The sequence below is a fragment of the Microvirga arvi genome, from assembly GCF_016892765.1.
In the GTDB taxonomy this organism is placed as follows: Bacteria; Pseudomonadota; Alphaproteobacteria; order Rhizobiales; family Beijerinckiaceae; genus Microvirga; species Microvirga arvi.
Genome location: NZ_JAFEMD010000032.1, coordinates 1 through 16,703 on the forward strand (window position 1 = coordinate 1; position 16,703 = coordinate 16,703).

A 16,703-nucleotide genomic window follows, 5' to 3' on the forward strand; every position below is an offset into this window, starting at 1 on the left:
GGCGGTGCGAGACCGATGACGTCCCCTCTCCCGGCTCACTTTCGTTCGCCACCCTCCCCCGCAAAGGGGGGAGGGAATGCCTGCGCCTTATCCTGCTCACGATCCCGGCTCGCCCTCTGGTGTCCCGGGGTGACACCGGCAGGTCACGGCCAGTAATGATGGGCAAGGAGCGTCAGGGCGGAACACGTTGTTGACAGCCCTTCCGCTCTCCCGCATCCACAAGCCATGCCACCGACCTCGACCGCCCGATCCACCGGCGATTTCCGCGCCGATCGCCGCTACGAATATGCCCGCGCCGCCTTCGACGAGCGCGACTTCGAGGCTGCTGCCGATCTCGCCCGGCAGGTGCTGGAGCTCGCGCCCGATTTCGCGGCGGCCCATGCCATGCTGGGGCGCTCGCTTGCCGAATTGGGCGCAGGGGAAGGGGCAGTCGAGGCCTTGCGCCGGGCGCTTGCCCTAGAGCCTGTCGATGAACTGGGTGTGCGCCTCGACCTCGCCCGGCTCGGTGCTCTTCCGCCCGGCGAGGCCATCACGAACGGCTATGTGCGGGCGCTCTTCGACGATTACGCGCCGAAGTTCGACAGGCACCTGACCAGGAGCCTGTCCTATCGCGGCCCGGATCTGATCGCGGATGCCCTGCGCCGCGCCTGTTCCAGGCGCTTCCGGGATTACTGCTTCGGCCTCACCCTCGATCTCGGCTGCGGCACCGGCCTGATGGCGCAGGCGCTTGCGGGGCTGTGTTCGGCCCTCGAAGGCGTCGATCTCTCCCCCGGCATGCTGGAGAAGGCCGGGAGGACGAAGCTCTACGACGCGCTGCACGAGGGTGAGCTCGTGTCGTTTCTCTCGGGCCGTCCGACCGCCGAATCCGACCTCGTGGTGGCCGCCGATGTGTTCGTCTACATGGCGGCGCTCGATGCGGTGTTTCGCGAGGCGCAAAGGGTGTTGAAGAGCGAAGGCCTTTTCGCCTTCACGGTGCAGGCGCATGAGGGCGCGGACTTCATGCTCGGCAAGGATGCGCGTTACGCCCACAGCGAGAGCTACCTGCGCCGCCTTGCCGAAGGGACCGGCTTCACCATCGTGATCTTCGAGCGGGTCTCGACCCGGGAGGATCGCGGCGTGCCGGTTCCCGGGTTTTTGTGTGTGCTGCAGCGCTGATTTCCAGCGTCAAGGTCAGCCCGAAAGCCTCATCCTGAGGAGTAGCCGTGAGGCTGGCTCATAAAGCCGTGTGCTGCCATTTCCCTCCCCCTTGCGGGGAGGGGTTAGGGGTGGGGGTGGTGCGACTGGATGAGACCTCTCCGTCATGGCCGGGCTTGTCCCGGCTATCCACGTCTTAAGAACCGCAGCGCATCAAAGGCGTGGACCCCCGGAACAAGTCCGGGGATGACGCGGTAGAACAGGCTTTGACGGATTGTCGAGCGCAGCGCTCCGACTTTGCGACCCCCACCCTTTAATCCCTCCCCGCAAGGGGGAGGGAAACACCCGGCACAACCTTAATGAGCCAGACTCTCAGGATGAGAGCGTGTTTGTGGGAGCGATTTACTGCGCCGGGGTCGAGGGGTGCGGCGAGCTCTCGTAGCAGCCCAGCACCGACTGGTCGAAGTCGATGATCGAGCCGGTCATCATGCCGGATTCAGGAGATGTGAGGAACGCCACGGCGCGGGCCACTTCCCGCGGGTCGAGCAGGCGCCCGAACGGCTGCTCCCTGGCGGCCTTCTCGAGCCAGCCGTCCTGCGCCCCATGATAGGTCTTCATGATCCGGTCCTCGCCCGGCGTGTTCATCCAGCCGATGTTGAGGCCGTTCACCCGGATGCGCCAGGGCATGAGGCTGAAGGCGGCATTCTTGGTGAGCGTGGCGAGCGCGCCCTTCGAGCCGCAATAGGCGGAGATGAAAGGCTGGCCCCCATGGGCCGACATGGACAGGATGTTGACCATGGTGCCCTCGATCGACTCCCGCCGCATGATCTTGGCGGCTTCCTGCATCAGGAAGAAGGGCGCGCGCACGTTCACGGCGAACATGCTGTCGAAGAGCTCCGGCGTCGTGTCGAAGATCGTGCCGCGGTCGGTGATGCCGGCGGCGTTCACCAGCACATTGACGCGTCCGAAGATGCTGTCGGCCCGGGCCGTGACCTGACGCGCCTCCTCGACGCTTTCCAGATCGGCCCGCACGAATTCCGTATGGCAGCCCTGGCCCGAGATATCGCGCGCCACGGCATGTCCGCGCTCCTCGTTGCGGCCGCAGATCACGAGGCCCTTGGCGCCGCGTTCGGCGAGCGTGCGGGCGATGGCTTCGCCCACCCCTTGCGTGCCTCCGGTGACGACGGCGACGGCGTTCTGGAACTGGTTCTCGTGCGGCATGACGTTTGCTCTCTATCGCGGTTGGCGTTGGAGCGACCTGAAAGGATCTCAAGCCGGATAGCAAGCCGGCAAAGGGAAGCGTTCACATCTTCTCTTGCCGGTCCACCGTCATCCCGGGGCGAGCGCAGCGAGAGTCCGGGATCCATAACCGCTGACGCTGGGGAATGATGTGTATCGGCCGCTGACTGGATCGTCTGGGCGTCGTGGTTATGGATCCCCGCCTGCGCGGGGATGACAGTGGAGGTGCTCCGGGAACCTCAGCCATGGCGGAACCTTTCCAGCAACCTTATCTTGAGGATTCATGTCTCGAATCTCCGCCTCCCTTCTCCCCAAGACGTTTCGTGACTGGTTCAAGAGCCGCGGCTGGAAGCCGAGGGCACACCAGCTGGACCTGCTCGCCAAGGCGGGAGAGGGGCGCTCCGTCCTGCTCGTCGCGCCGACGGGGGCAGGCAAGACGCTCGCCGGGTTCCTGCCGAGCCTCGTCGAACTCTCGAAGCGGGAAGGGGGGGCGAAAGGTGAAAAGCGCGGGCTCCACACCCTCTACATCTCGCCCCTGAAGGCGCTCGCCACCGACGTCGCCCGCAACCTCGAGGCGCCGGTCGCCGAGATGGGGCTGCCCATCCGCATCGAGACGCGTACGGGCGACACGCCTTCCCACAAGCGCGCCCGGCAGATCGAACGGCCGCCGGACATCCTGCTCACCACGCCGGAACAACTGGCGCTGCTGCTGGCGCATGCGGAGGCGCAGGAGTTCTTCAAGGATTTGCGCCGGGTCGTCCTGGACGAATTGCATTCCCTCGTGACCTCGAAGCGCGGCGATCTCCTCTCGCTCGGTCTTGCGCGGCTGATGACGATGGCACCGCAGGCGACCGCAGTGGGGTTGTCGGCGACGGTGCGCCAGCCGGATGATCTCAGGCGCTATCTGGTGCCGCAGCGCGCCGTAGATTCCCTCCCCCTTGCGGGGAGGGATGAAGGGTGGGGGTCGGACAGTCAAAGCGCTGTGCTTCAATCAGATGGTGCTGTCGCGCGTACGACGCCAGACTTGGCTGAACTCTCACCCAGTCGCACCACCCCCACCCCTGGCCCCTCCCCGCAAGGGGGAGGGGAAACACCCATGGCCGACCTCGTCGTCGTGCAGGGCGGCGCGCAGCCTGACATCCGCATGCTCGAGCTCGACGAGCGCCTGCCGCTCGCCGGCCACACGGCCTCGCTCTCGATGCCGTCGATCTACGAGCTCATCCGCACGCACAAGACGACGCTGGTTTTCGTCAACACCCGGCTGCAGGCGGAGTACACGTTCCAGGAGCTGTGGAAGCTCAACGACGACAGTCTCGCCATTGCGCTCCACCACGGTTCCCTCGACGTATCGCAGCGCCGCCGGGTCGAGGAGGCGATGGCGGCGGGAAAGCTCAAGGCGGTGGTCTGCACGGCGACGCTCGATCTCGGCATCGACTGGGGCGATGTGGATCTCGTGGTGAATGTGGGCGCGCCGAAGGGCGCCTCGCGCATCATGCAGCGCATCGGCCGCTCGAACCATCGCATGGACGAGCCGTCGGAGGCCTATCTCGTGCCCGCCAACCGGTTCGAGATCCTCGAATGCCGCGCGGCGCTCGATGCGGTGCACGAGGCGGCGCAGGATACGCCCGATGCGCGCATCGGCGCCCTCGATGTGCTGTGCCAGCACATTCTCGGCATGGCCTGCGCGGGACCTTTCGACCTTGCGCAGTTGTACGAGGAGGTGCGCTCCGCCGCGCCCTATGCCGATCTTCCTTACGAGGATTTCGAGGCCTGCGTCGCCTTCGTCGCGACCGGCGGCTATGCCCTTCGGGCCTATGAGCGCTTTGCCAAGATCGTGAAGGGCCAAGACGGCCTCTGGCGCGTGCGCGATGCCAGGATCGCGCAGCAATACCGCTTGAACGTGGGCACCATCGTCGAGTCGAGCATGATCAAGGTGCGCCTCGGCAAGAGCATGCGCTCCCGGCCCGGCACCGTTCTGCCACGCGGGCGCATCTTGGGCGAGATCGAGGAGTATTTCGCCGAGACCCTGACACCGGGCGACACGTTTCTGTTCGCCGGCGAGGTGCTGCGCTTCGAGGGAATTTCCGAGGACGAGGTGCTGGCCACCCGCGCCGGCGCCGGCACCGATCCGATGATCCCGTCCTACGAGGGCGGCAAGTTCCCGCTCTCGACCTTTCTCGCAGCGCGGGTGCGCGAGATCCTCGCCGACCCTTTCGAGTGGGACCGCCTGCCGCCGCAGATGACCGAATGGCTCCTGCACCAGCGTCGCCGCTCCATCGTGCCGGGTCCGCGCGACCTCCTGGTCGAGACCTTTCCCAGGGCCAACCGCTTCTACATGACCTGCTTTCCCTTCGAGGGAAGGCTGGCGCACCAGACCCTGGGCATGCTGCTCACCCGCCGCCTGGAGCGCGCCAAGCTCAAGCCGCTGGGCTTCGTGGCGAACGATTACGGCATCGCGGTCTATGCTTCGGGCGACATCGCCGGCCGCGCCGCGCGCGATCCCGGCTTCATGGACGACCTCTTCTCCGAGGACATGCTGGGCGACGATCTGGAGGACTGGCTCGCCGAATCGTCCCTCATGAAGCGCACCTTCCGCCAATGCGCGGTCATCGCAGGGCTGATCGAGCGCCGCTTCCCGGGGGAGAAGAAGACGGGGCGGCAGGTCACGATCTCCACCGATCTCGTCTACGACGTTCTGCGCAAGCACGAGCCCGACCACGTGCTGCTGCGCGCCGCGCGGGCGGATGCGGCAACTGGACTCCTCGACGTGAGGCGCCTCGGCATGATGCTAGAGCGCATCCGGGGGCGAATCATCCACAAGCCGCTCGACCGGGTTTCTCCTTTGAGCGTGTCCGTCATGCTGGAGATCGGCCGCGAGCGCGTCTATAGCGACAATGCGGACGAGATTCTGGCCGAGGCGGAAGCAGCGCTTCTCGACGAGGCTTTGGCGTGACGGCATTGCGAAAGAACAAACAGACAACGCACGAGATCGAGCTGAAGGGGCAGCTGGCGCTCCTCGACCTGACGGGGGCGATGTATCTGCCTGCGCAGGACACCCTGCTCGTGGCCGATCTCCATTTCGAGAAGGGCTCGTCCTTCGCCCGGCGCGGCATGATGCTGCCGCCCTACGACACCCGCGAGATCCTGCTGGCCCTTTCCGACGCGGTGTTCCGCTTCAATCCGAAGACCGTCATCGCGCTCGGCGACTCGTTTCACGATATCGCCGGGCCGGACCGGCTGGGCGATGAGGAGCGCGCCGCGCTGGCTGACGTGCAGAAGAGCCGCGAGTGGATCTGGGTCACGGGCAACCACGATCGCATCCTGCCTGACAGCATCGGCGGGCAGGTGGTGGAGGAAATGTCGCTCGGATCGCTGACGCTTCGCCACGAACCCATGGCGGGAGAACAGGCGGAGATCGCCGGCCACCTGCATCCGGTCGGCAAGGTGGTGATGCGCGGACGCTCCACGCGGCGGCGCTGCTTTCTCACCGACGGAAGCCGCTGCGTGATGCCGGCGCTCGGCGCCTATGCAGGCGGGCTCAATGCCTGCGACGCCGCCTTCAAGCCGCTCTTCTCGAACGGCTTCACCGCCCATCTCATCGGAACCGAGCGCATCTTCGCCATTGCAAAGTCCATGCTCTGCAGGGATTGAGCGGTCCAAAAGGAAACCCCGCCTTTTCAGGCGGGGCTCCCTTTAGCTTAATGATTGAACCTTTTACTGGAAGAGGCGCAGGATCATCTGGCTGTTCTGGTTGGCGATCGAGAGCGCCTGCACGCCGAGCTGCTGCTGCGTCTGCAGAGCCTGCAGGCGGGTCGAAGCCTCGTTCATGTCGGCATCGACGAAGGCGCTCACGCCCGCCGTCAGGTTGTTCGACAGCGCGCCGATGAACTCCTCCTGCGTCTCCAGCAGGGCCTTGTTGGCGCCCAGCATCGACGAGCCCTTCGTCACGGCCGTGATCGCCGTGTCGATGGTGGTCAGCATCACCTTCAGGTCGGCTTCCTTGCCGGCCGTATTCTTGGCCGCAAACGTCGTATCCTCGAGGTTCATGCCCACAACCGAGTCCATGTACTTGGAAGCCGGCGTGGTGCCCTGGTTGAGGATGCCGCCGTCCGTGGTGGTGTTCGTCTCGAAGAGCTGGATGTCCTCGATGTCGATGGCCAGCTGGCCGACCGAGTTGTTCTTGGCATCGTAGGATACGACGATGTTCACGTCGGAAGCCGCAGTGCCTGCGGCGGCGCTCGGAGCGCTGATGAGCCAGTTCTGGCCGTTGAACTGGGCCGAGGTGGCGGCGCTCTTCATACCTTCGATGTTGGCCTTGAACTCGGTGTTGATCTTGGCCAGGTCCGCGCCGGGCTGAGTGGCGGCCACGAGGCCTTCCTTCATCTTGTTCAGGTAGACCAGGGTCTTGTCGAGGGCCGAGGTGAAGGTGTTGATGAGTGCCTTGGACTGCTGGATCGAGTCCTTGACCGCGCTGAGCGCGCCGTTGTCGGACTTCATCTGCGTGGCGATCGACCAGTAGGAGGCGTTGTGCGAAGCCTCACCGACGCGCAGGCCGGTGGAGATCTGGCTTTGCGTCTTGCCGAGGTTGCTCTGGGTCGACTTGAGCGACTGCAGGGCGGTCATGGCGGAGAGGTTGGTGTTGATGGAAGTCATGTGCTGTTCCTTGAGCGATAAGGGAATGTGTCAGGGAATGTCGGACTTCAACCGACCCAGCGGAGGGGTGTCATACCTCGAGAGAGCTCTCGATCCGCTGCTCACATGCATCCGGGCTTGCGCCGGAACTCTGGCTAGGGCGTCATGCCTCGCCTTCGAAACGAAGGCTTACCATCGTGCTGTTTGGGCGTTTTGACCCGTTTCTAAGGTCGTTGCGCCAACATCTATTTGGTATGAGGCTTCTTCTTCTGCATCAAGCAGTATCGGCGCCTTCCGCTCAACTGGAGCGGATTACAGTTAATCAATGATCACACCGTGCCTGATGGCATTAACTCTACCGTCAACATGATCTTCCGCTTCAGTCGCGCCGGAAGATCACATTGGCGAGCCAGCCGAAAAAGATGGCGATCACGGCCGTCGCGAGGCCGTAGAACAGCGACCAGTCCCGGGCGACGGCGCCGACCTGCTCCTCGAACCCCGTCTTGACCAGCTCGAAATTCGTGCTCGTGCGGGCCAGGATCACGGTGTCGGCGAAGAGCGTGACATCCACCTCGTAATTGCCCGGCGGTGCCGTCGCCGGCAGCGGAATGCCGGCGCGGAAGATGTCGGGGGTGAGGAACGTCACGCCGCGTTCGTCCTCAAGGTAGAGCCCCTCCTGCGCCTTCAGCCGGTAAAGCGCTTCCCGGAAGGGCCTGTCCGCACCATTGCGCTGGGGGGTGAAATCGGTGGAATTGACGATGGCTTCGAGACCGACCTTCTGGCGCTGGCGCAGCTGATCGCTCGTGATTTCCGCGATGGGCCGGGAGGTCAGCACGCCCAGGTAGGACGGCGCCGTTGGAAACTTCTGCTGCTCCTGGTTGATCCAGACGGGGCCGAGCCGCTCCTTCTCGCGCACGGTGAGAAACTGCCGCGGCCCCCGGACCGTGACGACCACGTCGAAACCCGTGGCGCGGGCCACGGTCTGGGCGTCACGCTCGATGGCTCCGAAGACCGCAATCTGGGTTCCCGTGTAGTTGGAGTTGATCAGGACCCGGTGGTTTGAGAGCGACGTGATCAGCGTCTCGGCTTTGGCTGGCACCAGGCTGATCAACAGGAGCAGGAGGAGGCCGAGCGTCCTCACGTGCGCACCTCCTGCGTCGTGATGGAGAAGGGCTCCTTCGGCTGCAGCACGAGCTCGAGGCCGAAGCGCAGTCCTACGGCCAGGAGCAGGAGGGCGAGCAGGAAGCGGAACAGTTCCGCTCGCAGGTGGCGTCCCATGCGGGCGCCGAACTGCGCGCCGAAGACGCCGCCGACGATGAGCAGGATCGCCAGCACCATGTCGACGGCCTGATTCGTGACCGCATGGAGGACGAGAGCGACGAGGGTGGTGCAGACGATCTGGAACTGGGATGTGCCCACGACCACGTTGGTCGGCACCCTGAAGACGTAGAGCAGCGCCGGCACCACGATGAAGCCGCCGCCGATGCCGAGCAGGGCTCCCGCGAAACCGATGAAGAGCGACAGCCCGAGGATGGGAATGACGCTGACATAGAGCTTGGAGCGATAGAAGCGCATTCGCAACGGCCAGCCGAGATAGGGTGCATGTTCGCCGGCCTTGCGCCGCAGGCGCACCGTGCCTCCCTTTCGTCTGTGCCAGAATTCCCGGATGCTCTCCTTCAGCATCAGGCTGCCGACGACGGTAAAAAGCGTGACATATGAGATGACGATCACGAGATCGAGCTGCCCGGCCCGGCGTGCCGCCGCAAAGAACCAGACGCCGAGGGCGGATCCCACGAAGCCGCCGGCCACCAGGATCGCGCCGAGCTTGTGATCGAGCGCATCCCGTCTCAGCGCGCTCAGCACGCTGGTGGTGGAGGAGGCTACGATCTGGGCCGATTGAGTCGCCACCGCGACGGCCGGAGGAATGCCGAGGAAGATCAGGAGCGGCGTCATGAGAAAGCCGCCGCCGATGCCGAACAGCCCGGATATGAAGCCCACCGCCGCACCCATCCCAAGGATGAGAAGAACGCTCACAGGCATTTCAGCGATCGGCAAATAGATTTGCAACCCGGTTCCCCCAATGGCCGGTGCAGCCACCTTGTTGTTACAGCATCATGCAGGCGATGTAACGGTCATGGTCTGAATGGAAGATGACGGAGCCTGCCTGCTCTTAACTCCTGTTGCCTGAAGATCGATCCAGAGCGGCCGTCCATTCCGGGGCCGCGGTCGGAGGCTGGTTCGCGACCGGGTCGGCCGCCCGCGGGCGCCAGAGATCGACTGCGGCCTTGGCGGCTTTCAGGTCCGCCGGGCTGAGGCGCGGGGCCAGTTCGTCGCGCTTGCGGGCCGCTTCCGCGTCGCCCCGGGCAGCGGCCAGTGAGAACCACTGGAACGCCTTGGACAGGTCGGGCTTCGAGCCGATGCCGCGGGCAAGGAGGATCCCCATGTTGAACTGGCTGTCCTGGAAGCCTGCCTCGGCGGCCTCGGTGTACCAGCGCAGAGCGGTGGCGTAGTCCGGTTTGCCGGCGGCGCCGGAGGCGAGCAGGGTCGCGAGGTTGTGCATGGCGCGGACATGGCCGCCCAGCGCCGCCCGCTCGTACCAGAAGACGGCCTGCTTGAAGTCGCGCGCGACGCCGAGGCCTTTTTCGAACATGGTGGCCAGGCGCTCCTGGGCCGGCGGGAGGCCTGCCTGGGAGGATCGCTCGAGAAGCCGTGCGGCCGCAGCCATGTCCTGGGCGAGGCCGCGCCCTTCAGCCAGCCGGGTTCCAATCTCATAGAGCGCTGCCGCATCGCCCGAGAGGGCCGCCTGCCGCAGGCCTGCCGGGACATCCGCCGGAATCCCAACCACCGTCGCCGGGTCCACGAGGAACCTGCCGGCTGCCAGTGGGGCCGAGGCTGAGGATTCCGGAGAGAGGGTTGAAGCCTGGAAGAGGGTCGCGGCTTCCTTCGGCGCTGAAGCGTCCGCCATGTTGCGGGATCGGGTTTCAGGAGCCTGAAGGATCTCGTGCGACACGTCCGGCGAGGGGGAGGCGATGGCCGAAACGCCATGCTCTCCGGACAGGATCCGTGCTGTGCCGGCCGCCAGGATCAGAAAGGCCAGACCGAGAAGGAAGGGGCGGCGCTGGCCATCGAGGGTCCGGCGCAGGCGCTCGAACAGGGATGGGGGCGCCGCCTCGTCCGCTTCCTTATCCTCGGAGGGATCGGTGTCCCCTGCCTCCTGCATGAGCGGCGCGGAGGCGGATCCTTCAGCCGGCTCCAGCGCTGCATTCTGCACGGCCCTTCGTGCGGCTGCGATGAAGCTGGCGCGGACATGGCCACGCTCCTCATCCGAAGCCGTCAGGGGTAGGCCCGATGCCGCAGGTTCTCCGGAGGGCGGCGCTCTCAGGATTTCGGGGGCGGGCGTGTCCGATACGGGCGAAGCGACCTCTTCGATCTGGGACAGGGTGGCGGCGTGAAGCCGGCGCACGGCGGCCTCGAGGCGATCCGTCGACGGCAGCGAGGGAGGCAGCGGCTCCGCCGCGGGCGTGATCGGCCTGCCGGCCGCCGGCGCGAACTGGTTCGGCAAACGGGTGGCGAGGTTCTCCAGGGCCTCATGAACGGCCCTCAGGGTCTCCTGCGTTTTCCGGTCGGAGCGGTTGTGAAGGGCTTTCAGCTCCACGAAGCCATGCTTGAGGCTATCGAGGTCGCCGGCATCCGGCAGGGTGGGCCGAATGTCGTTCAGCGCGGCCTTGGCGGCACGTTCCGCAATCCCGGCAGCTTCGTTCTGAAGATGCCGCAGGTGCCCGGTGGCCTCCTCCAGAGCCTTGTGCAGCGGCGCATCGGGCGTGGATCCAAGGCGCTCCGCAAGCGCCGCGATCTGCCGTTCCAGGGCATCGAAGCCCGCAGGCTGGGCGGGCGTCCGGTCCAGCTTCTCGTCGATGGAGCGCAGCACCTGCGCCATGTCGGCGGTATCGGTCTCCCGACCGAGCAGCCGCAGTTCCTGCTCGATCCGGTCGAACCGCTGCAGCAGGGGCTCATGGGAGACGGCCTCCCTTTCGGCCACGGCCTGCACCTGGGACGACAGCCGCTCTACCGCGTCGGTCAAGGCATCACTGTCCATCGAGCGGGCGCCGGACAGGTTCGCCATTCGCTCGGTCAGAAGCGCCAGCTGCTCGCCGATCGGCGTGAAATCGGCCGGCTTCGGATCCGGACGGCGGGCCAGGAGGTCGAGGCGTCGGTCGACGCGCTCCAGCAGCTCCGGCACCTTGCCGGCCTCCTGTGCGGTGGCGGTGACGTAGAGGGCCGAACAGACATCGTCGAGGGATCGCTTCAGGGCCGTGAAATCGCTCTTGCTGACCTGATGGAGGCGCAGCTCAGCAACGTGACGGCCGAGGGTTTCGATCTCGTCGGAGAGCTTGGCCATCTGCTGCGGTTCGGCCCGGCTGGCTAGATCCTGGCGCAGGTCCACGATCTGGCTGCTGAGGAAATCGACGACCGACCGGTCGGTCCCGGCATCGGCCATCCGGTCGATCTTCTCCTTGAGCAGATCGATGCCGCGGCCGATGCGCTGGTGCAGGCCCTCGTTCAGTCCCTCGGAGAGGGTCTGGACCTGTTCGTAGAGGACGGTCATCGAGCTGGCGAGGGTGCGCAGGTCCTTCGTCGTCGGTCCCTGTTCGAGATCTTTTGCGATGGAGCCGAGGGAGGCATCGAGGGCGGCGATCTCCTCGCGGGTCGCCAGATGATCCATGCCGGAGCGAAGGGTATCGATCTCGGCGCGGATGGTCTCCACGGCAGGCGCGAAGGCTGGGTCGGGCTTCTCCAGGCGCATGGCGAGGCGGGACATATCGGCCCGCAGACCGGCTAGCGTTTCGGACACGGGAGCCAGCGCCTTGAGCGCCTCCTCCATCGGGAACGCAATGCGCGGCGGAACGGCCCGCTCGGAAGCGACCTGGCGCTCCACCGCGTCGAGGCGCTCCTTCAGGGACGACAGGGCCTGGGACAGGATCGCGGCGATCCGGTCCTGCTGATCGGCGGAGCTGCGGGCGGCGTCGTTGAGCCGGGCTTCCGCCTGCTCGATCCAGCTCGCCATGGATTCGAGCGCGATGGCTGTTCGCGATGCCTGATCCTGGGCCTGACGTTCGCTCTCCGTGGCGATGGCCGCCATCAGGGCTTCGTAATCCCGCTTTGGTCGCGGACGCGATACGGATGACATCCGGGCGATCAGGGCGTCGAGATCGCTGCCGGTGTTCCGGCGGGCCGGGTGCGGGGGAGGGGCCGGCTCGTCGTCCTGTTCGGCCAGAAGGGTCGCAGCCCATTCCTCAAGGCTCAGGCCCGCCCGGCGGGCCGCAGCCATGGCCAGCTCGCGGGCATCGCGGTCGAGGTCGTCAAGTCTTGAGAGGACGTATCGTCTCATCGTGGGCTCGTGGGGTACGCAGGACCTTGAGGCGGACAGGAGCCCCCCGTACCGATGCCCGCCTGACGGGCTTGGAGCCTGCGTGAGGCGAATCACACCGCCTTCAGGCTCTTCGACCGACGCCGCAACTTTTGTCGAGCGTGGTAAAAAACCCGTTAAACGGAGGGGCTTTAGCGGGAAATCCTGCCCGAGAACCCGCCCTTTCCCCTACGTCCTGCCCCAAAGGGGCCATTCCACTGCCCCATGGGTATATGATGATCGTAATACTCTTGCATCTTTCAAATTATATGTTATATCATTTCATTACTGAAGGGGACGTGCTCCAAGCACAGAGCCGGCAACAATGAAAGATGGGGCATTCCATGGATCAATATGCAATGAGCACCAAGGCTGGCGATGCCGGAGAGGGTGCAAGGGTTTATACGATCGGTGATCTCGCGCGCGAGTTCGGAGTCACTCTCCGCACTCTCCGTTTCTACGAGGATCGCGGCCTGCTGTCCCCCCGCCGCGACGGAACGGCCCGCATCTACGATGCCCGTGACCGTGACCGCCTGTCCGTGATCCTGAAGGGCAAGCAGCTTGGCTTCACCCTGACGGAAATCCGCGCCATGGTGGCCGAGGAGCGCTCAGGCAATGGGCCTGCCATGAACCTCAAGCTCTCGCTGGAGCAGGTCGAGGACCAGATCCGGCACCTTGAGCAGCAGAAGGGCGAGATCGAAGAGGCCTTGGCCGAGCTGAAGGCCCGCCGCGCCGACATGGCCGCCGCCGCCTGAGGCTGACTCCTCCCGCAGAGTCCAAAGTGACGCCCGTACGGCATCAGGTGAGACGCCTGATGCCGTACGGGCGTTTTGGTTTACCCCTTATCGAGACTTGGCCAACAGATACGCGGCCTCGGGGCCATCCGGTCGAGCTTCACCGAAACCGGCTTGCGTCTGTCCGCCCAAGAATTCCTGCCCTCCCTCTTCCCAAAGCGGCAAGATAGTTTATATGTGAACTATCTACTTGGCCGATGCGCTATCCTAACGGAAGATGGCGCGTGTATCCGATCTGGGAGACATCCGAATGCCGGTCTACAAGGCCCCCGTCGAAGACGTCGCGTTCCTTTTGAACGACGTGTTCCCGATTGAGCGTTACAACAACCTGCCCGGCTTCGCCGACGCGACGCCCGACACGGTGGAGGCGATCCTCGCCGAGGGCGCCAAGCTCTGCGAGGAGGTCTTCGCGCCCCTGAACCTCTCCGGCGACCAGGAGGGCTGCACCCGCAATCCCGACGGATCGGTCACCACGCCGAAAGGCTACAAGGAAGCCTATGAAGCATACGCCGCCGGCGGCTGGATGGGTCTGGCGGCGCCGGAGGAATATGGCGGCCAGGGCCTGCCGTCCGTCCTCAACACTATCATGCAGGAATTCGTCTCCTCGTCGAACCTGGCGCTCGGCATGTATCCGGGCCTGACTCAAGGAGCGATCGCCGCGCTCATCGTCCATGGCACCGAAGCGCAGAAGAAGACCTATCTGCCGAAGATGATCGAGGGCTCATGGACCGGCACCATGAACCTCACCGAGCCCCATTGCGGCACGGATCTCGGCCTGCTCAAGACCAAGGCCGTGCCGAACGGCGACGGCTCCTATGCCATCTCCGGCACCAAGATCTTCATTTCCGCCGGCGAGCACGACATGGCGGAGAACATCGTGCATCTGGTGCTCGCCCGCATCGAGGGGGCGCCCGCCGGCACGAAGGGCATCTCGCTCTTCGTGGTGCCGAAGGTTCTCGTCAGCGAGGATGGCTCGCTGGGTGAGCGCAACGGCGTCTCCTGCGGTTCGCTGGAGCACAAGATGGGCATCCACGGCAACGCCACCTGCGTCATGAACTACGACGGCGCGAAGGGCTGGCTCGTCGGTGAGGCAAACCGCGGTCTCAACGCCATGTTCGTGATGATGAACGAGGCGCGTCTCGCCGTCGGCGTGCAAGGCCTGGCGCAATCCGAAGTGGCCTATCAGAACGCCGTGGCTTATGCGAAGGACCGCCTGCAGGGCCGCTCGCTCACGGGCGCCAAGTTCCCCGACAAGCCCGCCGATCCGATCATCGTGCATCCTGACGTGCGCCGCACGCTTCTCTCCATCAAGGCCTTCAACGAGGCGGGCCGCGCGCTCATTGTCTGGACGGGCCTCAACAGCGACATCGCGCACCGCTCCTCGGACGAGGCGCAACGCCAGGTGGCCGAGGACTACATGGGACTCATGACGCCGGTGGCGAAGAGCGTGCTCACCGATCTCGGTTTCGACAATGCCGTCAAGGCGCAGCAGATGTTCGGCGGCCACGGCTATATCGAGGAATGGGGCATGTCGCAGTTCGTGCGCGATGCCCGCATCACGCAGATCTACGAGGGGGCCAACGGCATCCAGGCCATGGACCTCGTCGGCCGCAAGCTCGGCAAGGATGGCGGACGCGCCGTCATGACCTTCTTCAACGAGGTCGGCGCCTTCTGCCAGGAGAATGCCGGCGACGAAAGCCTCAAGGCTTACATCGCGCCGTTGCAGCAGGGGTTGGGCCATCTGCAGCAGGCGACCATGTGGTTCATGCAGAACGCCATGGCGAAGCCCGACAACGCCGGCGCCGGCGCGACCGACTACATGCACCTCTTCGGCCTCGTGGTTATGGGGTATATGTGGGGCAGGATGGCGAAGGCCGCTCAAGGAAAGAAGGCGCAAGGCAATGGCGTCGCCGAGCGGATGGACGCCAAGCTGCTGACCGGACGCTTCTTCATGGAGCGCATGATGCCGGAGACCGCCACGCGGCTTGTCCGCATCGTCACGGGCGCGGACACGACCATGGCGATGCCGGCGGAGATGTTCTGATTGCAACAACCGTCATCCCGGCCGGAGCGAAGCGCAGAGCCGGGATCGCGCGACGAGTAAAACGCCCTATTCTGATGACGATCCCGGATCGCTTCGCGTTCGGGATGACAACCTGACCGGGAGGCCTCCATGGCTGAAGCCTATATCTACGACGCCGTCCGCACGCCGCGCGGACGCGGCAAGCCGGATGGTTCGCTGCACGAGGTTCCGGCGGTGGACCTCGCGGTCACGACGCTCGATGCGATCCGCAAGCGCAACGATCTCGATCCGAAACTGGTGGAGGACGTGGTGCTCGGCTGCGTCGATCCGGTCGGCGAGGCAGGCGGCGACATCGCACGTGCTGCGGCGCTCAAAGCAGGCTTCGGCAAGGAGGTGCCGGGCGTGCAGATCAACCGCTTCTGCGCCTCGGGCCTCGATGCGGTGGCTCTGGCGGCCGCGCAGGTCATGTCAGGCATGAAGGACGTCACCATCGGCGGCGGCGTCGAATCCATGAGCCGCATCGGCATGGGCGCGTCCGGCGGCGCGTGGCCGGTCGATCCGGGCATTGCCATCGACAATTACTTCCTGCCCCAGGGCATCTCAGCGGACCTGATCGCCACGAAATACGGCTTCTCGCGCGACGATGTCGACGCCTACGCGGTCGAGTCGCAGAAGCGCGCCGCGAAGGCCTGGGACGAGGGCCGTTTCGCCAAGTCCGTCGTGCCGGTGAAGGACATCAACGGCCTCACCATCCTCGCCAAGGACGAGCACATGCGGCCGCAGACCGACATGCAGTCGCTCGGCCAGCTCAAGGCCGCCTTCGTGCAGATGGGCGAGATGGGCGGCTTCGACGCGGTGGCGGTCGCGGCCCATCCGGATGTGGAGTTCGTCAACCACGTCCACCATGCCGGCAACTCGTCGGGCATCGTCGACGGCGCTGCCGCCGTTCTCGTGGGCAACAGGGAGGGCGGCGCGAAGGCTGGCCTGAAGCCGCGCGCGCGCATCAAGGGCTTTGCCTCCATCGGCTCCGATCTCGCGCTCATGCTCACCGGTCCCATCGACGTGTCTGAGCTGGCGCTCCGCAAGGCCGGCATGACGAAGGACGACATCGATCTGTTCGAGATCAACGAGGCGTTCTCGTCGGTGGTGCTGCGCTACATCCAGGCGATGGATCTCGATCCGGCGAAGGTCAACGTGAACGGTGGCGCCATCGCCATGGGGCATCCGCTCGGCGCCACCGGCGCCATGATCCTCGGCACGGTGCTCGACGAGCTGGAGCGCACGAACAGGCAGACGGCTCTCGTCACCCTGTGCGTTGCCGCCGGCATGGGCACGGCCGCGATCATCGAGCGGGTTTGATCTTTCACTGTCATCCCGGAGCCGCGGAGCGGAATCCGGGATCGTAAGACCAGAAATCGGATAACGATCCCGGCTCTCCGCTACGCTGCGGCCGGGATGACGGGAAACCTCCCGG

General features: G+C 65.4%; 11 protein-coding genes. 6 read left to right on the forward strand and 5 right to left on the reverse strand.

What is annotated here, in order from left to right:
• Positions 1-225 precede the first annotated feature (225 nt).
• Positions 226-1,155: a class I SAM-dependent DNA methyltransferase gene (locus tag ILT44_RS18810; RefSeq protein ID WP_204241149.1), complete on the forward strand. Its 930-nt coding sequence runs from the start codon at positions 226-228 to the stop codon at positions 1,153-1,155.
• A gap of 381 nt (positions 1,156-1,536) precedes the next feature.
• On the opposite strand, the gene ILT44_RS18815 is transcribed toward ILT44_RS18810, so the two are convergent.
• Positions 1,537-2,355 (reverse strand): SDR family oxidoreductase, encoded by an 819-nt coding sequence (locus ILT44_RS18815; protein WP_204241150.1) that lies wholly within the window; start codon positions 2,353-2,355, stop codon positions 1,537-1,539.
• 301 nt (positions 2,356-2,656) lie between these two features.
• Between ILT44_RS18815 and ILT44_RS18820 the strand changes: the two genes are divergently transcribed.
• Together ILT44_RS18820 and pdeM are read left to right on the forward strand one after the other, a co-directional pair.
• The gene (locus ILT44_RS18820; protein ID WP_204241151.1) at positions 2,657-5,326 is read left to right on the forward strand and encodes a ligase-associated DNA damage response DEXH box helicase; all 2,670 of its coding nucleotides are present in this window, start codon (positions 2,657-2,659) and stop codon (positions 5,324-5,326) included.
• Entirely contained in the window at positions 5,323-6,024 is a 702-nt protein-coding gene (gene pdeM / locus ILT44_RS18825) for a ligase-associated DNA damage response endonuclease PdeM (protein ID WP_204241152.1), read from the forward strand. Before ILT44_RS18820 ends, pdeM begins: the two co-directional genes overlap by 4 nt.
• 63 nt (positions 6,025-6,087) lie before the next feature.
• Here the strand turns inward: pdeM and ILT44_RS18830 are convergent, their stop codons facing one another.
• From ILT44_RS18830 to ILT44_RS18845, 4 genes are all read right to left on the reverse strand, one after another.
• A complete protein-coding gene (locus ILT44_RS18830) occupies positions 6,088-7,026 on the reverse strand; it encodes a flagellin N-terminal helical domain-containing protein (RefSeq protein WP_204241153.1) in 939 nt (312 codons plus the stop codon).
• Positions 7,027-7,384: 358 nt separating this feature from the next.
• Positions 7,385-8,146, reverse strand: coding sequence for a TIGR02186 family protein (locus tag ILT44_RS18835; RefSeq protein WP_204241154.1), 762 nt, complete (start codon positions 8,144-8,146; stop codon positions 7,385-7,387).
• Positions 8,143-9,072, reverse strand: a complete 930-nt coding sequence (locus tag ILT44_RS18840; RefSeq protein ID WP_239468371.1) for a sulfite exporter TauE/SafE family protein — start codon at positions 9,070-9,072, stop codon at positions 8,143-8,145. The genes ILT44_RS18835 and ILT44_RS18840 overlap by 4 nt, the downstream gene beginning before the upstream one ends.
• 103 nt (positions 9,073-9,175) lie before the next feature.
• Positions 9,176-12,394, reverse strand: a complete 3,219-nt coding sequence (locus ILT44_RS18845) for an SEL1-like repeat protein (RefSeq protein ID WP_204241156.1) — start codon at positions 12,392-12,394, stop codon at positions 9,176-9,178.
• 377 nt (positions 12,395-12,771) lie between these two features.
• Between ILT44_RS18845 and ILT44_RS18850 the strand changes: the two genes are divergently transcribed.
• The 3 genes from ILT44_RS18850 (at position 12,772) to ILT44_RS18860 (ending at position 16,588) form a co-directional block, all read left to right on the forward strand.
• Positions 12,772-13,167 carry a MerR family transcriptional regulator gene (locus tag ILT44_RS18850; protein ID WP_204241157.1) on the forward strand — a complete coding sequence of 132 codons (396 nt, stop codon included), beginning with the start codon at positions 12,772-12,774 and terminating at the stop codon, positions 13,165-13,167.
• A 289-nt stretch (positions 13,168-13,456) separates the two neighbouring features.
• Positions 13,457-15,250 (forward strand): acyl-CoA dehydrogenase C-terminal domain-containing protein, encoded by a 1,794-nt coding sequence (locus ILT44_RS18855; RefSeq protein WP_204241158.1) that lies wholly within the window; start codon positions 13,457-13,459, stop codon positions 15,248-15,250.
• 129 nt (positions 15,251-15,379) lie between these two features.
• Positions 15,380-16,588, forward strand: coding sequence for an acetyl-CoA C-acetyltransferase (locus ILT44_RS18860; RefSeq protein ID WP_204241159.1), 1,209 nt, complete (start codon positions 15,380-15,382; stop codon positions 16,586-16,588).
• Positions 16,589-16,703 lie beyond the last annotated feature (115 nt).

Bases quoted from the DNA above. Each gene is read 5' to 3' on its own strand.
- ILT44_RS18820 (WP_204241151.1), top strand. From the start codon at position 2,657: ATGTCTCGAATCTCCGCCTCCCTTCTCCCCAAGACGTTTCGTGACTGG.
- ILT44_RS18830 (WP_204241153.1), bottom strand. From the start codon at position 7,026: ATGACTTCCATCAACACCAACCTCTCCGCCATGACCGCCCTGCAGTCG.
- ILT44_RS18855 (WP_204241158.1), top strand. From the start codon at position 13,457: ATGCCGGTCTACAAGGCCCCCGTCGAAGACGTCGCGTTCCTTTTGAAC.
- ILT44_RS18810 (WP_204241149.1), top strand. From the start codon at position 226: ATGCCACCGACCTCGACCGCCCGATCCACCGGCGATTTCCGCGCCGAT.
- ILT44_RS18815 (WP_204241150.1), bottom strand. From the start codon at position 2,355: ATGCCGCACGAGAACCAGTTCCAGAACGCCGTCGCCGTCGTCACCGGA.
- ILT44_RS18850 (WP_204241157.1), top strand. From the start codon at position 12,772: ATGAGCACCAAGGCTGGCGATGCCGGAGAGGGTGCAAGGGTTTATACG.
- ILT44_RS18860 (WP_204241159.1), top strand. From the start codon at position 15,380: ATGGCTGAAGCCTATATCTACGACGCCGTCCGCACGCCGCGCGGACGC.
- ILT44_RS18845 (WP_204241156.1), bottom strand. From the start codon at position 12,394: ATGAGACGATACGTCCTCTCAAGACTTGACGACCTCGACCGCGATGCC.